The following is a 16,131-nucleotide window of genomic DNA, read 5'->3' on the forward strand; positions in this document are numbered from 1 at the left end:
TAGATGATCTTTTTATTCGATCAGTTTCTTGTTCGATCAGCGATTATCTCTATGTTTAGACTATTATCAATAAATACCATGCATAGGTTTATTTTTTTGAGCTACGTCTGATGTTGCACAATTGTTTCACGCTATGCTGACACCACGTTGAAGTAAAAAGGCCATCGAATGGACTTGAAGGATCGTTATTTTACCGTCTTAGATTCATTGCCTGATTATGTATTTATTTTTTCACAGTCAGGGTTATACATTGACGTCTATGGTGGTGAAGAGTGTGCGACAGGTTTTGATTGTAAACCCTTTATAGGTCGCTCGCTTTACGATGTTTCACCGCCAGAGATGGCGAAGCAATTCCACTCTTATATCACCACTGTCTTAGATACTAATCAGACTAAAGTTGTTCGTTATAAATTTGATAGCCAAAATATGATTGAATTACCTGATCATGTTGTGATTTCACAAGAGTTATGGTTTGAGGGGCTCATCAAACCGCTCGATTTCATTGAAAATGGCGAACGAACCGTGGTTTGGACGGCGAGAAATATCACTCAGAGACACTGGTTAGAAATGCGTCTTAAAGAATTATCCGAGAAAGATGATCTAACGGGTATTGCCAATCGGCGCTCTTTCACCGAATCCTTATTAAAGGCGATAGAGGATTTTCATCGAGATCAACGCCAGTTCTCTTTGCTGATGCTCGATATCGATCATTTCAAACGCGTCAATGATTCAATGGGGCACAGTGTTGGTGATGAAGCGATTCGCTCGGTCGCCCAACTGCTCAATAATCAGCTTAAAAATAGTGATTGTTTTGGCCGGATTGGCGGTGAAGAGTTTGCCGTCATTTTATATGATACCGACTTAGCGACCTCAGTTTTGGTGGCCGAAAAGCTCAGACGATGCTTAGAGAATGCATCGTTTGATATCGATGGGTATCAAGTGGCATTGACCATCAGCATTGGCGCAACAGAAGTGCTGGCAAGTGATGTGGCAATTAAAAGTATTTTAACCCGTGCAGACGATGCGATGTATTGTTCGAAAAACTTAGGCAGAAATCGTGTCAGTTATTAGAGCTTGACGTTTGGCTGAGCCATTTTCTTTAATCGGTGCAAACAAAACTATAAATTCACTATCTTGGTTCTGTTACACTGCCGATTATCAATAACTCGGTGACGTTAAGAAGAGACTCATATGAGCCAACAGCAACCCAATAACCCTTTGCACGGACTAACACTAGAACAAATACTAGTGCGCTTACAAGAGCACTACGGTTGGAAAGGATTAGATACAGAAATAAAGGTGAATTGCTTTTATAACAACCCATCAGTTAAGTCTTCATTGAAGTTTTTACGTCGCACTCCATGGGCGCGCGCGAAGGTTGAAGCACTCTATATTCAAACCTTTTGTCAGTAAAAACTGAACTCTAGGGGGAGGTAAGTTTAGTATGGTCGATAAGCTCATTTACTCTTGCCAATTGGCGAAGTAATTTAATAAGAACTCAATCGCGAGTTTTGCTCTTTGTGGTAGAAACCTTCGATTTTGATACACGATCCAACTGCTAGACCCTTTCCCCCAATAAGGTTTAAGTACCGGAACTAATTCCCCTGTTTTAAGCTCCTCGATAAAAGTGCTTTTGGGCATGTAAGCGATACCCAAGCCTTCTTTACACGCTTGTACAACCGCGTTGGCATTATTGCTGCGCCACCTGCCATATACTTTCACACCACTGAGCGGCTTTTGGTCTTTGTCAAACACCCAAATATCATTATTGGCGATGATGCAGCTGTGATGTTTTAGGTGTTCTGGATGAGTTGGTGTACCAAATTGATCGAGATAGTGTTGGCATGCAACCGCGGCCATGGGGCGTTCGATTAATTTTCTTGCGATCAGACCAGAATCGTTGAGCTGACCATAGCGAATGGCGAAATCAAAACCGTCTTCGATGAAGTTAACCATTCGCGTGTTAAAACTCATTTCTATGGTTAAGTTTGGGTGCTCTTTGGCAAATGTCATGAGTGCAGGGGCAACATGATTCTCGGCAAACGCTCCTGCGGCACTGACACGTAAGGTGCCACTGAGCTGAGTCTGTTGAGAAGTTAGCTGCTCATTGGCTTGCTTTAGCGCCATGATCAACTCTTTACACTGTTGATAGTAATTGTGCCCGGCTTCGGTGAGGTTGACCATACGGGTAGAGCGAGCCAGCAATTGCGTACCTACTCTTTCTTCTAATCTTGTCACTTGTCGACTCACGTGACTTGTGCTGCAGCCAAGCTGCTTTGCTGCCGCGGAGAAGCCATGAGTCTCGGCAACAGCAACAAATTCATTGATACCTTCAAAACTGTCCATATTTTTATCTTTGCTATATAGAAATAATGTTTTGCTAATGAAGGGTATTATCACTCGTTTGGTTTTTAATTAGTATGGTTAGAGTCAAATAACACCCGACCAAAGGAATAAATTATGAAGAAAATACTTGTAGTTGTGACCAACCATGCAACGCTCGGTAACACGGATCAAGCGAACGGTACCTTCGCTCCTGAACTGACCCATGTTCTGAATGAACTGATTACCGCAGGTTACGACTATGACATTGCTTCGATCCAAGGTGGCAAAGCGCCATTGTATGGAACCGATATGGAAGGGGACACGGTCAATGCCGATATTCTTGCAGATGAAGGCTTCCTAAACCGCATCAATAATACCATTCCGGTTTCTCAAGTGAATGGTGAAGGGTACGATGCTATTTTCTATCCAGGTGGTTTCGGTTTGTTGTCTGATCTTGCGACTAATGAAGACTTTGCGCAAATTTCGGCCAATCATTATGAAAATGGCGGTGTGATTGCGTCGGTATGCCATGGCCCAAGCGCTCTGTTACCGATTACGTTGAGCACTGGCGACAAGCTACTTGCGTCAAAGTCAGTGACAGGATTCACCCGCGAAGAAGAAGTGGATTTCGGTACCATCAACGATATTCCTTTCCTGTTGGAAGAGTCTCTGGCACGCAGCGCGGCTCAATACACTAAGGTTCAGCCTTGGCAAGAACTTGTCATTGTCGATGAGCGAGTTATTACTGGTCAAAACCCAGCCAGTGCTCACGGTGTAGGCAAAGCGTTGGTTGATCTGTTGGCGTAATCTCATCAGTACCAAGAGCGCAAATCGTTACTTTTGCGCTCCAAACGTCGTCAGAAGGTCACATATTTATGTGACCTTTTTTGTCTGACAAGAACGTCGTCACTTTGAATAGCGCTATCCACATCGACGGCTTGCTTCATTGATGCCATCAATTGAGCCGCATATCATTTCGCCCAAGGTGTAACTCGGGAAGTAACCAAGGGTATAATATTTTTAGTGTTTAATATCACTTGTAGCTAGAGATAAATCTGTGTCTCATTTATCTTAAGGAAAGATAACAACGATTTTGCCTACCGTCCTCTGTTTTCTCATTTCCATGAGAGCGTGGCCTGCCTGCTCAAGATTAATGGTTTGAATACGTGGTGCTTTAATTACGTTTTGATTGAGCAATAGATTGAATGATTCTCCTGCTTTCAAAATGGAGTTTAGCCCTTTGATGCCATGATTGTATCCGGCGCCTAGACTAAGTTGATGAACTCCAATACCTCTTGCTTTGGCTTGTCGGTATTGGTTTAGGTCGGCTGTCCCGACAAGCTCTACCATCTCGCCGTCAAACCCCAGAGCCTCTGAACAATAGAGTTCAGATTCTCCACCCACGCAATCAAGGGCGCTATTTACACCAGAGCCTTGAGTAATCGACATAATTTCTTTAACGACATCTTGCGTTTGGTAGTCGATGGCATGGGTGGCACCAAGGCTTTTAACGTAATTAATGTTTCGATCAGAGCAGGTCGTGATGATTGTCTCAAGACCAAAATACTTAGCAAGTTGAATGGCAAATCCACCCACGCCACCTGAACCACCAGTGATGAATATTGAGCTATGATCTTTTATTTTGAGTTTGTCGAACAACGCGCGCCAAGCGGTCCAACCAGCACAAGGCGTGGAAGCGGCCATTGCAATTGGGACATTCGGTAGCCGTGTTAAGGTGCGACTGTCTTGTAAGCAAAACTCGGCTAAGCCACCATGCTGGCTAAACATATTGCCGTGAAATAGCACTTTGTCACAAGCTCTCCAGTTGTCGACTTGCTCGCCGATAGAGACGATTTCACCAACCACATCTAGACCTACAACAAAATCGTCGTTCATGTCATTCACTAATGTGTGCCAGTTTACAATTTTGGTATCGACGGGATTTAAGCTACAGGCGAGAACCTTTACCAATACTTGATAGGCGTCTGGTGTAGGGATGGACAGGTTCTGAATTTGAAACTGATCGATAGATGGTTGATAGGTCAGAGCTTTCATGTTGTCAGTCTCCAAAAGCAATAAAGGAGCTTTCGATTGGGGTCGAAAACTCCAGAAAGGTCACTTGAGGTGAGTGACTAAATAAGGTTCGCCTTCTGGGCGACATAAATAGAGCCAATAGCTGACAAATCATGAACATCTTCACAGCGAATCACAGAGTTATCAGGGAATTGGTAATTAAGCAGCGTGGCGGTTGCTTCGCAGAGCAAGCCTGAGCCACCAATGTACACTGGAGTTTCTGAGTTAAAGTGCAGTTGTGGAGCGGAGCTTAAAGCCTTTATATCAGAATGCAGTATGACACCGATAAGGAAGCTGGCGAGCTGCTTATGTTGTTTGCCACCAAATTGTTCCTGAAGTCGAATCATAAACAGAGCGTGACCAAGACCATAACGATCAGCCGATTTATAACCTTCCAATAGAGATTCATTGCACAACGTGTCGGAAAAACGGTCTTCCAATGAGCTGGTTAAAATGGTGTGATGGGTCACGATGGCATTTAATTCACCAGCAAGAGTGGTACAGCACCCTAGAATTGTCTGTTGAGAATCAACGGATACAAACTTGGAGTGCGAACCAGGAAGGGCAATAATGGCGTCCTGCTCAATGTTGAACATATCGACAATAGCCAGTGCTTCAACCTCTTCACCTCGCATGATATCCAGACCAACAACAGACTGAAGGTTTTCAGTGTCTAGGTTTTTCACGCCGGGTATAAAGTGGATTGGTAAAGCTGAAACTTCAGGAATGACGACCGATTTTATGTTGTCGGCAAAGCTTTCGAGAGAAACTGGAGCGACAAGATGTGGAACCTCATATAAACCCAGATTAGAGGTAATCATACCTGCTGCTAATATGGCTTCAATATCCGAGTCTTGCAGAGAGTGGGCCTTTTTCAGCTGACTTATTGCATTGGCAATAATACTAATCAGTTGCTGATTATTGCCGTCGATACTGGTATTGCGAACACCGATATTCGCCTTAACCAGATCAACGCGTTGTTTACCATCATAAAGCGCTACACGAGTATTTGTAGTGCCAGTATCTATTGTAATGATCAATTGAATATCCCTCTGAAGAGACCCATTTTTCAATGGGTCTCAATCATTGATTAGATGCGGCCAAACTTGGCTAAAAGCTGCTCAACGGTTGCGCCGTTAAGAATTTCTTCACGCACTTTTTTCTCATTTTCAGCAAGCTGCTTAGCGGCAGGGTAGACTTCTTCTATAAACTCGTAAGGAACAACGGTAACACCTAGCTCATCTGCAACCACTAGGTCTCCAGGCTTAACAATTTGCCCACCGGCAACAACAGGAACGTTGATTTCGATTGGCTCAGTGCGGCCTGTTTCTGCTGAGTGTGCTGCGCGAGGTGATACAGAGCGAGATGCGATTGGGAAGCCAAGCACTTTTGACTCATCAGTATCGCGAACAGAGCCGTCAACGACTGCACCCACAACACCTGCTGCACGAGCTAGACCAGACATTAAGCCACCCCAGATTGAGGTATTTGGTGTGCCGTTTGCGTCAATAACAACCACATCGCCCGGTTTAGCAATATCGAAGATTGGAAGACAATCAACGATGTCGCCTGGCTTAAGTTTTACAGTCAGTGCAGTACCAATAAATGGCTTGTTTGATGAACGGAATTTGATCTCGTGGTCCATAACACCATCGCGTTTAAACGCATCACTAAATACCGCACTTACGCTCAAAACATCGGTCATTTCTGCACACTTTGCGATGAGCTCTTCGTTTACTTCTGGACGAGGGTTAATGATTTTCTTTGCGTATTCCATTTTTACTTCCTAATAGATTCAATAGTTCGCTTGTAACGACAAGCATTTTGATAGATTTTTTCAAATTCGTTGTTTTCAACGAGCGTGTTGTTAACTAAGTTAGAGCCAATACCAAACCCAGTTGCGCCAGCTTTAGCGAAGTCAGGGATGTTGTTTGCATCAACACCACCAACAGCAATAAATTTAAGATCCGACAAGGGGGCACTTAATGCAGCGAGATATTCTGGTCCTAACAAACCACCTGGAAACAGCTTGATAAAGTCAGCACCAGCTTCATTGGCTTGTACCGCTTCAGTTGGTGTCATGACACCGGGTAACGACACCATGTCGCATTTGAGGGTTGCCTTAATGACGTCAGCATTAAAGTCAGGGGAAACGATAAATTGTCCACCCAGGGCTTTGACAGCTTTGACTTGCTCCACCGTAGTGACGGTACCTGCGCCGAAGATCAGTTTGTCTTGAAACTCGCTGGCGAGAATATCGAGTGCCGCCAAAGTATTTTCGTCGCTGTTTTTTCGGTCAAATGTCACTTCGACTAAACGAATTCCGCCGCTATATAGTGCTTCCATTGTTGGACGTACGTTGTCCGGAGAAATCCCTCGAACAATGGCAAAGACCTTATGTTCTTCAATGGCGGCAATAGTTGTTTGTCTCATGATTGTTGTTCCGAAATTGGCGTTTTTACGCGCGCTACTGGATCAAGAGGTTCGCCACCTAATAAAACGGCTTTGGCGTTTTCTGCTGCGATTCGACGACATTCTTGGAAAGCTTCTTGTGATACATAAGCGACATGTGGTGTCACAATGCAGTTATCTAAGCCAAAAATCGGGTTGTCATCAGGATTCCAGTTATCGAGTTTTGCCGGTTCTTCCTCTGGATCATCAAGACCAGCAGAGGCTATCCAACCTTCAACAAGAGCTTTGTAAAGTGCTTTGTTATCAACAACTTTACCGCGAGCACCGTTAACGAGTACCGCATTCGACTTCATTTGACGTAAGCGGTCTTCATTGATCAAACGGTCGGTTTCTGGTGTGTGTGGACACATAACATTAACGACATCAGAAGTGCTGATGAGAGTCTCAAGGCTTACTTTTTCTACACCAAAAGTGTTCATGTAAGAACCGGATACATAGGGGTCAAATGACACAACTTTGAACCCTAATGCTGTCATCTTCTTGGCAATGTTCTGAGCAATACGGCCAAAGCCGATCAACCCCCAAGTAGAAGAACGGAAGCGTTTTGGAACTAAACCATCGATATCCCAGTGCCATTGACCTTCATGAGTAAACTTGTTGTAGGCAGGAATGCGTCTGAAAAGAGTTAAACCTAGTGAGATCGAGTGATCGGCGACTTCGTCAATGCAGTAGTCTGGTACGTTTGAAACCTTGATTCCGTGGTCATAACACGCTTCCACATCCAAAATATCCACGCCGATACCATAACGGCAAATGATCTTACAGTTGCCTAGTTGCTCGATAGTCTTACGAGGGATTTTTGCATATTGTTGCAGAATAGCATCTGCATCCTTAGCAAGCTCACCAAGGCCAATACCTGTTTTACATTTTAAGCCTATAACTTCCGCGCCAATTGGTTCCAAGATACTGCGCTCAATCTCTAGATCTGGATAGTCATAATCAGACACATAGACTTTGAATTTGGTTTCATCAGTCATGTAACATCACCTTTTTGTTATAATATCTAAGATCTAACATATCAGTTGAATTTTCGGATCGAAATGGTGATGGTTTTAAATTGTGATCAATCACAAAAAACTCGATATTTGACGGTTTAATTGAGGTTTTTGTCTATTTTTAGCTCAGTTTGAGGCCTATGATATCTGACATATCAGTAATTAGGTGGCGGTGAGATCAGTATGGTTAAATGGTTGGATGACAATTTAGAATCGGCTTTAGGTGGGTTGCTTCTTGCGGGAATTGTAATATTGATTACCGTTCAGGTAGTGATGCGGTATGTATTTCAAAATGCATTATCCTGGTCCGAGGAACTTACCTTGTGGACGTTTATTTGGTTTATTTGGATAGGTATCGCCTACGCCTTTAAGGAAAGAAAGCACGTAAAAGTAACATTTTTCCAAGACTTACTCCCGCCGAAGGTGAAGCGAGTGTTAGAAATTATGATTGATGTAGCCATTATTGTTTTCCTGTTGACCATGACATATCAATCTTACAAGTTGATTACTCTGCCTTATGTTCTATCACAGAAATCGGTGGTGCTTAATCTTCCAATTGCCATCATGTATTCATCCGCTCCGGTAGGTTCGCTACTATCGGTATTCAGGATTATTCAGTTTTACCTAGTAAAACCAACACAAACACCACCGGCAGTAGAGGTATAAAATGTCAGGTATTATACTATTTTGCGCTTTGGGGCTCTTATTAATCCTAGGTATGCCCATTGCAATGAGTTTAGGGATGAGCTCTCTGTTCGTGATGAGCTTTGTTGATGGTACTCCGCCACTAAGTTTGATGGCACGCTCAATTGTGACCGGGGCTGATTCATTCCCGCTTATTGCTGTCCCGCTGTTTGTTTTAGCTGGTGACTTAATGCAAAAAGGTGGTCTTTCTGCACGTATTATCGGCTTTGCGTATTCTCTTGTTGGGCATATTCGAGCTTCCCTTTGTTATGTAAACGTGATCGCTTCAATGTTTTTTGCTGCCATTTCTGGCTCGGCGCCTGCAACGGTGGCGGCAATCGGCTCTAATATTATTCCTTCTATGACCCAGCAAGGTTATAAAAAGGATTTCTCATCAGCACTAACGGCATCTGCCGGCATGATCGGAGTTATGATTCCGCCAAGTATTCCATTTATTATTTATGGTGTATCGGCAGAAGTGTCTATTGGTAAGTTATTTTTAGCTGGGATTATTCCAGGAGTTTTATTTGGCCTTACCTTTATGGCAATGAGCCGAGTAGTGGTTCGCAATCAACCTATTATGGATTTGGAACCGACGCCATTTTCTTGGTCGGGTGTCGGCGCACAGTTTAAAGAATCCATTTGGGCCTTAATTGTCCCAGGGATTATTCTTGGTGGTATTTATGGTGGTGTATTTACTCCAACTGAAGCAGGAGCAGTTGCGGTTGTATATGCTGTTATTTGCGGTCTGTTCATATATAAAGAAATCTCTTTTTCTGACTTGCCAGAAATATTCTCGCGTTCGACTTTAACGTCAGCAACCATTTTAGTTCTTGTGGTATTTGCGGCCGCATTTGGTCGTTTGGTTACGTTCGAACAGATTCCATCGGTGGTTGCTAACACCTTGGTGGGCCTGTCTGATAATCCAGTTGTTCTGTTATTGCTTATTAACGGTATGTTGTTGATAATTGGTATGTTTATGGAAACCATCTCAGCTATTATTATACTAACCCCTATTTTATTACCTGTAGTCAAACAGATAGGCGTTGACCCTATTGTATTCGGTGTAATATTAACTGTTAACTTAGCGATCGGTTTCTGCACGCCCCCTTTGGGAGTTAATATATTTGTTGCAAGCCAAGTTTCTAATGTAAGTATAGAGAAAATATCGAAAGCATTAATTCCATTCTTATTATCAATGTTAGTTTTATTATTGGCAGTTACATTTATACCAGGAATATCACTGTTCCTTACAGAATTAGTTGGATAGCACTAATACTTTTGAGTAATAAATAGGAGCCTTAGTTCATACTAAGGCTTTTTTGTTTCTAGCATTAATAAAAATGGTTATATATTCGTGACCATTCTCACAGCAATAATTAAACTAGTCGGTAATAATTAAAATCTAGCATCTGATATATTAGATGCTAGATGGGTTAGGGAATACTTATATTGTTGCTGCACGCTATGTAGCGGCCTTTAACGATAAACCAGAGTCACCCTGCAAACGAGAAACGAGGGCACAATGAAAAAACTAATTATGGCTACCGCGGTATCTATGCTCGCACTATCAACTTCAGTAATGTCAGCAACGACAATTCGAATTGGACACGGTGCAAATGAAAACTATCACTTACATCGAGCTCTAGAAAAATTCAAAGAAGATGTCGAAGCAAAATCCGATGGCAAATTTGAAGTGCAGATTTTTGCAAATTCTCAAATGGGCCCTGATCGTGAAATGATTGAAGGGGTTCAATCTGGCATGCTTCAAATGGCGGTATCGCCATCATCTTTCTATTCATCTTGGGATACATCTTTTGATGTTGTAGAGCTACCGTTTATCTACCCAAGCAAGCAAGCGGCACTAGATACTGTACATAGCCCTGCTGGCGATAAGATGTTGAGCAAACTTAATAACATGAACTTGCAAGGCATCGGCTGGATGGAAAATGGTGTTCGTCACGTTACAAACAACAGCCGTCCTATAGAAACACCAGAAGATCTAAAAGGTCTGAAGATCAGAACGATGAAGGTTCCTGCTCATGTTAAGACCTTCAATTCTCTAAATGCTTCTGCAACACCAATGAACTTTGGTGAAGTATACTCTGGTCTTCAACAGGGTGTTATTGATGGTCAAGAGAACCCAATCGCGCACATTTATGCTCAGCGTTTCTATGAAGTACAGGACTACGTTAGCCTGACTGGCCACGTAGTTACCTTCTACATTCCGGTTATGAACTTAGAGTTTTGGCACAGCCTTTCAGCTAACGATCAGAAGCTAATCGCAGAATCAATGCGTGCAGCTGAAATCTACCAACAAGAACTTGTTGCGTCTGAAGAAGGTCAACAAATTGAAGAGTTTAAGAAGTTAGGTACACAAGTAAATGCTTTGAGTCCTGAGCAACTCCAACTGTTCATTGATGCCACTGAGTCAGTACGTGAAGAGTACAAGCAGAAACTAGGTGCAGACATTTACGATGAATGGATGACCACCATCAAGGCAGTATCGCCAAAAGGATAACCTTTAAAAAGGTTTCGACTTTATTCTAGAGAGGGTTATGCCCTCTCTAGTTGTTTTTGTTCTGCTAGGGATAAACGGACATGTTTGACAGAGAAATCAAGTTTACACTCGATGGTGGCTTTGAATGTAAACTACCAAAAATGGTAAAAGTGAAGCAGCACTTCGATAGAAAAAAACTCGAAGACATTCAAAAACGCATTAGTCAAGAGCTTTTGACGTTTCCAAATCCGGAGCGCTTAAATGGGATGTCTTTAGCGATTACCGTAGGCAGTCGTGGGATCTCGGGACTTATACCGGTTCTGCAAGAAACGATAGCGTTCTTGAAGCAATATGGGGCACAGCCTTTTATTGTACCCTCGATGGGGAGCCACGGCTCTGCAAATGCAGAAGGGCAGATCAAGATTCTCAAAACTTACGGTGTGACAGAGCAATCGATGGACGTACCCATTGTATCATCGATGGAAGTGGTCAAAGTGGCTGCTATGCCTGATGGTGTACCACTCTACTTGGATAAAGTGGCGACAGAAGCCGATGGTATTATTCTGTGCAATAAGATCAAACCTCATGCCGACTTCAAAGGACAAGTCGAGAGTGGCTTGCTCAAGATGTTATGTATTGGGTTAGGGAATCATGTTGGTGCATCGTCACTGCACCGATATGGCTTTCATAATTTTCATCGAGTGATTCCTGAAGCAGGAGGACGTTTGCTGGAACAAATAAACGTGCCTTTCGCAATCGGCTTAGTTGAGAATGCTTACGATGAGTTAATGAATATTGAGGTGGTAGAGCAAGCCGATATCTTATCGCTTGAACCAAAGTACTTGGAAAAAGCCAAACAGAATATTGCGACGATTAAGATACCGGATATTGATGTGCTGATCATTCAAGAAATCGGCAAGAACATCAGTGGTGAAGGGATGGATCCGAACGTGACCGGGCGTCCTGGTTCTGGTGTCAGTGGTTTTAGTGGGCCTAATATTTCAAGCACGGTGGTACTTGCTCTTACAGAAGCAACTCACGGCAATGGCGTTGGGATTGGCATGGCCGATATTACTACTCGTCAATTGGTGCAAAGTCTCGACTTCTCTGCGATGTACACTAATGCCGCGACAGCGGGCACGTTAGCGACAGCAAAAATACCTATGGTCATGGGTAATGACCGAGAAGCGATCGTTTTTGCGCTGAAAACAGCGCCTATTCATGATATTTTGAATGCGAAAATAGTGTGGATAAAAAACACGCTTGAGCTCGACAACATTTATGTATCAGAAGGGCTAAAAGATGTCGTTGAGTCATTAGAAAGTGTAGAGTGCATTTCAGAGCCAATAGCATTCCAGTTTGATGAAGCAGGCGGTTTATTGCCTTGGACTGAATAGCAACCGATATAAAGGTCTTATCTGAGCCCTTTGTCTTTTGTGAGTGATTATACCAAGAAACTGTTGAGTAGCTTTATCGCTGCACAAGCGGCACCAAATCCATTATCAATATTCATCGTCATGACGCCAGCAGCACAACTCCCTAAGCAAGAGTGCAGCGCCAGTTGCCCACCTTCTGATACGCCATAACCGACAGAGGTGGGCACCGCAATAATAGGTCGAGGTGTCATACCTGCTAAAACCGTTGGCAGTGCTGCTTCCATACCTGCTACTGCAATTATGATATTGGCTTTATTGATTTCTTGTAGTGCATTTTTTAAACGCCACAGGGCGGAAACACCCACATCTTCATACAATGACGCATTAATGCCATGATAGTTGAGCGTTTGCATTATCTCGTGACAGACCCCTGTGTCAGAAGAACCACCTGAAACAATAGCAATATGACTTTTCTGCTGTGATAAGTCTTTAATTTCACCCATGATCGCAGTCTTAGAAATAGAGCAATAGGATAGATGTTTCTGGAAGATTGGATTGAGAAGCCACCACTTTTCTTCAGACAAGCGAGTAAAAAAAAGTCTGCTCTTTTTTGCCATAGCTAACTGAATGATCTGTTCAATTTGAGTTATGCTCTTGCTTTCACAAAAAATAGCTTCTTCAACGCCACAGCGCTGCTTACGTTCAAAGTCAATTATGATTTCAGACATTCTTTTTCTCCTATGAACGCGCTACCTCTTTGGTAAGGAATGAACTGGATAGGAACTGAAGCGTCGAATTTTTCAGCGATAGTGGTAATGTGTTGCTTTAATGATTTCACATCAGATTCGCAGAGGATATCAATAGCATGGGGGTCCAGTTCAATGCTCAGACGTTGTTTTTGAACACGACATCGAAGCATCTCGCTTTCAATCTTAGTACGCAGATATTGTTCGACAGAATGAACTAACCCTAAATTATTTTCGTTGATGTAGATACCCGTTTCGATTCGGCTAGCAAGACACGGTGAAGCTGGTAGTTTGGATAGTGTTGGTAAACCAAGTTGCTTGGCGATATCCCTAATATCCTGCTTGGCGATTGATGCTTCGACAAAAGGATGCACAACCTGATGCTCTTTTGCAGCGATCAAACCAGGGCGATAATCGTCAAGGTCGTCCAAGTTGGTACCAGAAATAACTTGACCAAATGACAAGCGACCTAAGGTTGTATAAAGACACGATTTACAGTAATAGCATCGGTTAACTGGATTTGATTGATAGTTTGGAGTGTCAAGCTCACCGCTTTCGACAAACACCATGTTCCAGCCATAATTGGCCGAAAAATCGCGAATTCTCTGCGTGTCCTGCAAAGGAACGGCTGGTGATATCGAGTGCGCCATCTTGGCCTGCTCTCCTAGTACCTGATGAGCAACATAAGCTAACGTCATACTGTCAACACCACCACTAACAGCAACGGTGACTGTGCCAAGCTGTTTTAGGTGGTTCTCGAGTTTCTCAATCTTGTTGTTTAGTGAGTTCATGGTTAGCTAGTTTCTCTGTAAGTATTTTGATTTCAACTTGATTATTGAGACTCATTTGGTGCGGTTCCAAATGGCTTGACTCGAGTTTGCTAGTCAAAGTGCCGTCAGGTCGTCGGGCAGTTTTGACATTATATTGTGTGTTGTCGACGGTAACTTGGTGATGATGTCGAGGAAGTAGCTTGCGCTGACATCTCCAGTAACGTACACCGAGCGTTGAAGTATGGTTAAAAATGAACTCAAGAATAGAGTCTTGAACGGTTAACTGGGTCAGGACAGTGATGGTATTGATATGACGATTTTTCTTACCATGAGCCACCACTTCAGTGATTTCAAGTACGCCTTGCTGAGATCGAATCTTCTCACGGGCAATGGCGAGAAGTTCTCCAGTCATATCGTCAATATCAAACTGAATGACGCTGATTTCTTCATGATTATCATGGGTTCTTTTGGTTGTTGACAATATTGTACTTCGAAGTAGGTTAGCCCTCCCGGATAGCTCACGTTTACCAAATCCATAACCAATATTGACGACTTGACCAGTTTTTACTTTGTGGGATGGGAGCAACCAAGCAAGGATAGCGGCTCCTGTTGGCGTCACTCGCTCTCCTTTTATACCATCATCAATCATCTGAAAACCTTTCAGTAAAGATAAGGTCGCTGGGGCTGGTACTGGGATATCACCGTGAGCACAATGTACGATTCCTCCACCCCAAGGAATATCAGAACAAGACCAAGAAGTTGCTTTTGAATTGACGATAAGCCAACTAGCGGAAAGAATATCGACAATACAATCCCAAGCACCTACCTCATGAAAATGCACATCTTCGACATTTTTTCCGTGTATTTTTGCTTCGGCCTCAGCAAGCAAACTAAATATCCCAAGTGTGTTTTTTTTCACGGACTCATCTATGGATAATTCCGAAATAAGATATTGTATATGTTTCCAGCTTCTATGCTCATGGTGATGTTCTGATTTATCATTTTGATTTTCAACATAAAATCGCCGTCCAGTTAACCCTTTGTCGATAGCCTCTTCAGTCCAGTAGTTTACCTGAGCAGTCTCTTTTACCGCTGCAAGTACTTCTAACAAAGGCAACTCTAAGTGTGGTAATGCATCAAGCATGGATGCATTAAACATGTCACCAGCAATACCCCCGACAAGATCCAAATGAATGTGCATTTCAATACTCCGAGTTATCGTTGCACTTACCTAGGTAAAAAGGCAGTGAGTTTTTATTGTTTTAATATGTTAGATACTTTAATTTCTAATTGGCTTATTATCTAGCCCGTTAGGCTACTATATGTCGTATTTTTACTTAATTGTGATCAGTGTCTTTAAAGGGAAATTTAATAAAATAAATTACTAGCATCTAATATGTTAGTTGTTAGTTGTTAGTTGTTAGTGTGTGATGTTGAGGTAGTTCGCTTAAACTATTTAAATTCTCAAAAACGCAAGGTTAGGTTTATGAAAAACGCGTGGTTTATTTTGCTCTTTCCCTCTTTGGTAAGTGCTCATCCAAGTCATTCTGAGATCGGTTTGGTTTCGGGTATTCTTCATCCGTTCTCTGGCATTGATCATATGGCAGCGATGATGGGAGTTGGTCTAGTTTGTATTTTGGCCGTGATAGATTGATGAAATGGGCCTCGTTAGCAGTACTTACATTAAGCTTAATTTTAGGTGCAACCATTGCAGCTTCTGGTGTTTTTATTGCTACGTTCGATAGTTTGATTACGTTATCAGTCATATCAGTTGGGCTGATATTAACATTTGGTGTATCAGGTAGATTGGTTAGTCAGAGGTTAGTATACATGTTGGCTTCACTCGCTTGTTTTCATGGATACATCCACCTGTTCGAGATGCCCATGAACACATCGGCTATGCAGTATACAATCGGCTTTGTGATCGCTAGTGCATTGATGTACCTTGTTGGTTTCATTTTAGGTACTCAATTTGAGAATGAGCGCTCGAAGCGAAGCGCTTTCCTTTACTCGGGGAGTATGTATTTGGCTATGACGGCTTTGTTCTTAGTTTAATGTTAGATTACTTTAGTCAAATGCGATTTAACTCACTGAAATAACAAGTGATATAACCAAATTATATAAATATAATATTTGCTATTAACATGCATGAGCACACCAGTCGTGCCACTTATTAGTTGCTGTCAATAG

16 protein-coding genes and 1 pseudogene are annotated in these 16,131 nt (G+C 42.6%); 8 read left to right on the plus strand and 9 right to left on the minus strand.

Annotated elements, in window-relative coordinates:
* Positions 1 to 168 precede the first annotated feature (168 nt).
* Positions 169 to 1,071, plus strand: coding sequence for a sensor domain-containing diguanylate cyclase (locus tag ViNHUV68_RS05790; RefSeq protein ID WP_038174405.1), 903 nt, complete (start codon positions 169 to 171; stop codon positions 1,069 to 1,071).
* A 120-nt stretch (positions 1,072 to 1,191) separates the two neighbouring features.
* Positions 1,192 to 1,413 carry a VF530 family DNA-binding protein gene (locus ViNHUV68_RS05795; protein ID WP_038174404.1) on the plus strand — a complete coding sequence of 74 codons (222 nt, stop codon included), beginning with the start codon at positions 1,192 to 1,194 and terminating at the stop codon, positions 1,411 to 1,413.
* 48 nt (positions 1,414 to 1,461) lie between these two features.
* On the opposite strand, the gene ViNHUV68_RS05800 is transcribed toward ViNHUV68_RS05795, so the two are convergent.
* Positions 1,462 to 2,346, minus strand: coding sequence for a LysR family transcriptional regulator (locus ViNHUV68_RS05800; protein WP_038174403.1), 885 nt, complete (start codon positions 2,344 to 2,346; stop codon positions 1,462 to 1,464).
* Between the two features lie 114 nt (positions 2,347 to 2,460).
* Here ViNHUV68_RS05800 and ViNHUV68_RS05805 point away from each other — a divergent pair, with 114 nt between their 5' ends.
* Positions 2,461 to 3,132: a DJ-1/PfpI family protein gene (locus ViNHUV68_RS05805; RefSeq protein ID WP_391089829.1), complete on the plus strand. Its 672-nt coding sequence runs from the start codon at positions 2,461 to 2,463 to the stop codon at positions 3,130 to 3,132.
* A 264-nt stretch (positions 3,133 to 3,396) separates the two neighbouring features.
* On the opposite strand, the gene ViNHUV68_RS05810 is transcribed toward ViNHUV68_RS05805, so the two are convergent.
* The 5 genes from ViNHUV68_RS05810 to ViNHUV68_RS05830 form a co-directional block, all read right to left on the minus strand.
* Positions 3,397 to 4,380: a zinc-binding dehydrogenase gene (locus ViNHUV68_RS05810; protein WP_391089831.1), complete on the minus strand. Its 984-nt coding sequence runs from the start codon at positions 4,378 to 4,380 to the stop codon at positions 3,397 to 3,399.
* A 77-nt stretch (positions 4,381 to 4,457) separates the two neighbouring features.
* A complete protein-coding gene (locus ViNHUV68_RS05815; RefSeq protein ID WP_391089833.1) occupies positions 4,458 to 5,438 on the minus strand; it encodes a 2-dehydro-3-deoxygalactonokinase in 981 nt (326 codons plus the stop codon).
* 50 nt (positions 5,439 to 5,488) lie between these two features.
* Entirely contained in the window at positions 5,489 to 6,175 is a 687-nt protein-coding gene (locus tag ViNHUV68_RS05820) for an RraA family protein (RefSeq protein ID WP_391089835.1), read from the minus strand.
* 2 nt (positions 6,176 to 6,177) lie between these two features.
* Positions 6,178 to 6,831 carry a bifunctional 4-hydroxy-2-oxoglutarate aldolase/2-dehydro-3-deoxy-phosphogluconate aldolase gene (locus ViNHUV68_RS05825; RefSeq protein ID WP_391089837.1) on the minus strand — a complete coding sequence of 218 codons (654 nt, stop codon included), beginning with the start codon at positions 6,829 to 6,831 and terminating at the stop codon, positions 6,178 to 6,180.
* The gene (locus ViNHUV68_RS05830) at positions 6,828 to 7,847 is read right to left on the minus strand and encodes an NAD(P)-dependent oxidoreductase (RefSeq protein ID WP_391089839.1); all 1,020 of its coding nucleotides are present in this window, start codon (positions 7,845 to 7,847) and stop codon (positions 6,828 to 6,830) included. Before ViNHUV68_RS05830 ends, ViNHUV68_RS05825 begins: the two co-directional genes overlap by 4 nt.
* Positions 7,848 to 8,048: 201 nt before the next feature.
* Between ViNHUV68_RS05830 and ViNHUV68_RS05835 the strand changes: the two genes are divergently transcribed.
* The 4 genes from ViNHUV68_RS05835 to ViNHUV68_RS05850 all read left to right on the plus strand — a co-directional run bounded on the left by ViNHUV68_RS05835 (position 8,049) and on the right by ViNHUV68_RS05850 (position 12,446).
* Complete coding sequence (locus tag ViNHUV68_RS05835; RefSeq protein WP_391089841.1) at positions 8,049 to 8,531, plus strand: TRAP transporter small permease subunit; 483 nt, start codon at positions 8,049 to 8,051, stop codon at positions 8,529 to 8,531.
* Position 8,532: 1 nt separating this feature from the next.
* Positions 8,533 to 9,819 (plus strand): TRAP transporter large permease subunit, encoded by a 1,287-nt coding sequence (locus ViNHUV68_RS05840; RefSeq protein ID WP_391089843.1) that lies wholly within the window; start codon positions 8,533 to 8,535, stop codon positions 9,817 to 9,819.
* Between the two features lie 255 nt (positions 9,820 to 10,074).
* The gene (locus ViNHUV68_RS05845; RefSeq protein WP_391089845.1) at positions 10,075 to 11,070 is read left to right on the plus strand and encodes a DctP family TRAP transporter solute-binding subunit; all 996 of its coding nucleotides are present in this window, start codon (positions 10,075 to 10,077) and stop codon (positions 11,068 to 11,070) included.
* An 80-nt stretch (positions 11,071 to 11,150) separates the two neighbouring features.
* The gene (locus ViNHUV68_RS05850; RefSeq protein ID WP_391089847.1) at positions 11,151 to 12,446 is read left to right on the plus strand and encodes a hypothetical protein; all 1,296 of its coding nucleotides are present in this window, start codon (positions 11,151 to 11,153) and stop codon (positions 12,444 to 12,446) included.
* A 47-nt stretch (positions 12,447 to 12,493) separates the two neighbouring features.
* Here the strand turns inward: ViNHUV68_RS05850 and larB are convergent, their stop codons facing one another.
* From larB to larC, 3 genes are read right to left on the minus strand one after another with little or no spacing between them, the layout of a single operon-like run.
* Entirely contained in the window at positions 12,494 to 13,153 is a 660-nt protein-coding gene (larB, locus tag ViNHUV68_RS05855) for a nickel pincer cofactor biosynthesis protein LarB (protein ID WP_391089849.1), read from the minus strand.
* Positions 13,138 to 13,962 (minus strand): TIGR00268 family protein, encoded by an 825-nt coding sequence (locus ViNHUV68_RS05860; protein WP_391089850.1) that lies wholly within the window; start codon positions 13,960 to 13,962, stop codon positions 13,138 to 13,140. The genes larB and ViNHUV68_RS05860 overlap by 16 nt, the downstream gene beginning before the upstream one ends.
* Positions 13,937 to 15,142 carry a nickel pincer cofactor biosynthesis protein LarC gene (gene larC, locus ViNHUV68_RS05865; protein ID WP_391089851.1) on the minus strand — a complete coding sequence of 402 codons (1,206 nt, stop codon included), beginning with the start codon at positions 15,140 to 15,142 and terminating at the stop codon, positions 13,937 to 13,939. Before larC ends, ViNHUV68_RS05860 begins: the two co-directional genes overlap by 26 nt.
* 285 nt (positions 15,143 to 15,427) lie before the next feature.
* On the opposite strand from larC, the pseudogene ViNHUV68_RS05870 reads away from it, so the two are divergent.
* Positions 15,428 to 15,996: pseudogene (locus ViNHUV68_RS05870) on the plus strand (HupE/UreJ family protein).
* Positions 15,997 to 16,131 lie beyond the last annotated feature (135 nt).

It is taken from the genome of Vibrio sp. NH-UV-68 (assembly GCF_042940635.1).
GTDB classification, from domain to species: domain Bacteria; phylum Pseudomonadota; class Gammaproteobacteria; order Enterobacterales; family Vibrionaceae; genus Vibrio; species Vibrio pacinii.

Coding starts and splice junctions, on each gene's coding strand:
- ViNHUV68_RS05790 (WP_038174405.1), top strand. CDS start 169: ATGGACTTGAAGGATCGTTATTTTACCGTCTTAGATTCATTGCCTGAT.
- ViNHUV68_RS05795 (WP_038174404.1), top strand. CDS start 1,192: ATGAGCCAACAGCAACCCAATAACCCTTTGCACGGACTAACACTAGAA.
- ViNHUV68_RS05800 (WP_038174403.1), bottom strand. CDS start 2,346: ATGGACAGTTTTGAAGGTATCAATGAATTTGTTGCTGTTGCCGAGACT.
- ViNHUV68_RS05805 (WP_391089829.1), top strand. CDS start 2,461: ATGAAGAAAATACTTGTAGTTGTGACCAACCATGCAACGCTCGGTAAC.
- ViNHUV68_RS05810 (WP_391089831.1), bottom strand. CDS start 4,380: ATGAAAGCTCTGACCTATCAACCATCTATCGATCAGTTTCAAATTCAG.
- ViNHUV68_RS05820 (WP_391089835.1), bottom strand. CDS start 6,175: ATGGAATACGCAAAGAAAATCATTAACCCTCGTCCAGAAGTAAACGAA.
- ViNHUV68_RS05825 (WP_391089837.1), bottom strand. CDS start 6,831: ATGAGACAAACAACTATTGCCGCCATTGAAGAACATAAGGTCTTTGCC.
- ViNHUV68_RS05830 (WP_391089839.1), bottom strand. CDS start 7,847: ATGACTGATGAAACCAAATTCAAAGTCTATGTGTCTGATTATGACTAT.
- ViNHUV68_RS05835 (WP_391089841.1), top strand. CDS start 8,049: ATGGTTAAATGGTTGGATGACAATTTAGAATCGGCTTTAGGTGGGTTG.
- ViNHUV68_RS05840 (WP_391089843.1), top strand. CDS start 8,533: ATGTCAGGTATTATACTATTTTGCGCTTTGGGGCTCTTATTAATCCTA.
- ViNHUV68_RS05845 (WP_391089845.1), top strand. CDS start 10,075: ATGAAAAAACTAATTATGGCTACCGCGGTATCTATGCTCGCACTATCA.
- ViNHUV68_RS05850 (WP_391089847.1), top strand. CDS start 11,151: ATGTTTGACAGAGAAATCAAGTTTACACTCGATGGTGGCTTTGAATGT.
- larB (WP_391089849.1), bottom strand. CDS start 13,153: ATGTCTGAAATCATAATTGACTTTGAACGTAAGCAGCGCTGTGGCGTT.
- ViNHUV68_RS05860 (WP_391089850.1), bottom strand. CDS start 13,962: ATGAACTCACTAAACAACAAGATTGAGAAACTCGAGAACCACCTAAAA.
- larC (WP_391089851.1), bottom strand. CDS start 15,142: ATGCACATTCATTTGGATCTTGTCGGGGGTATTGCTGGTGACATGTTT.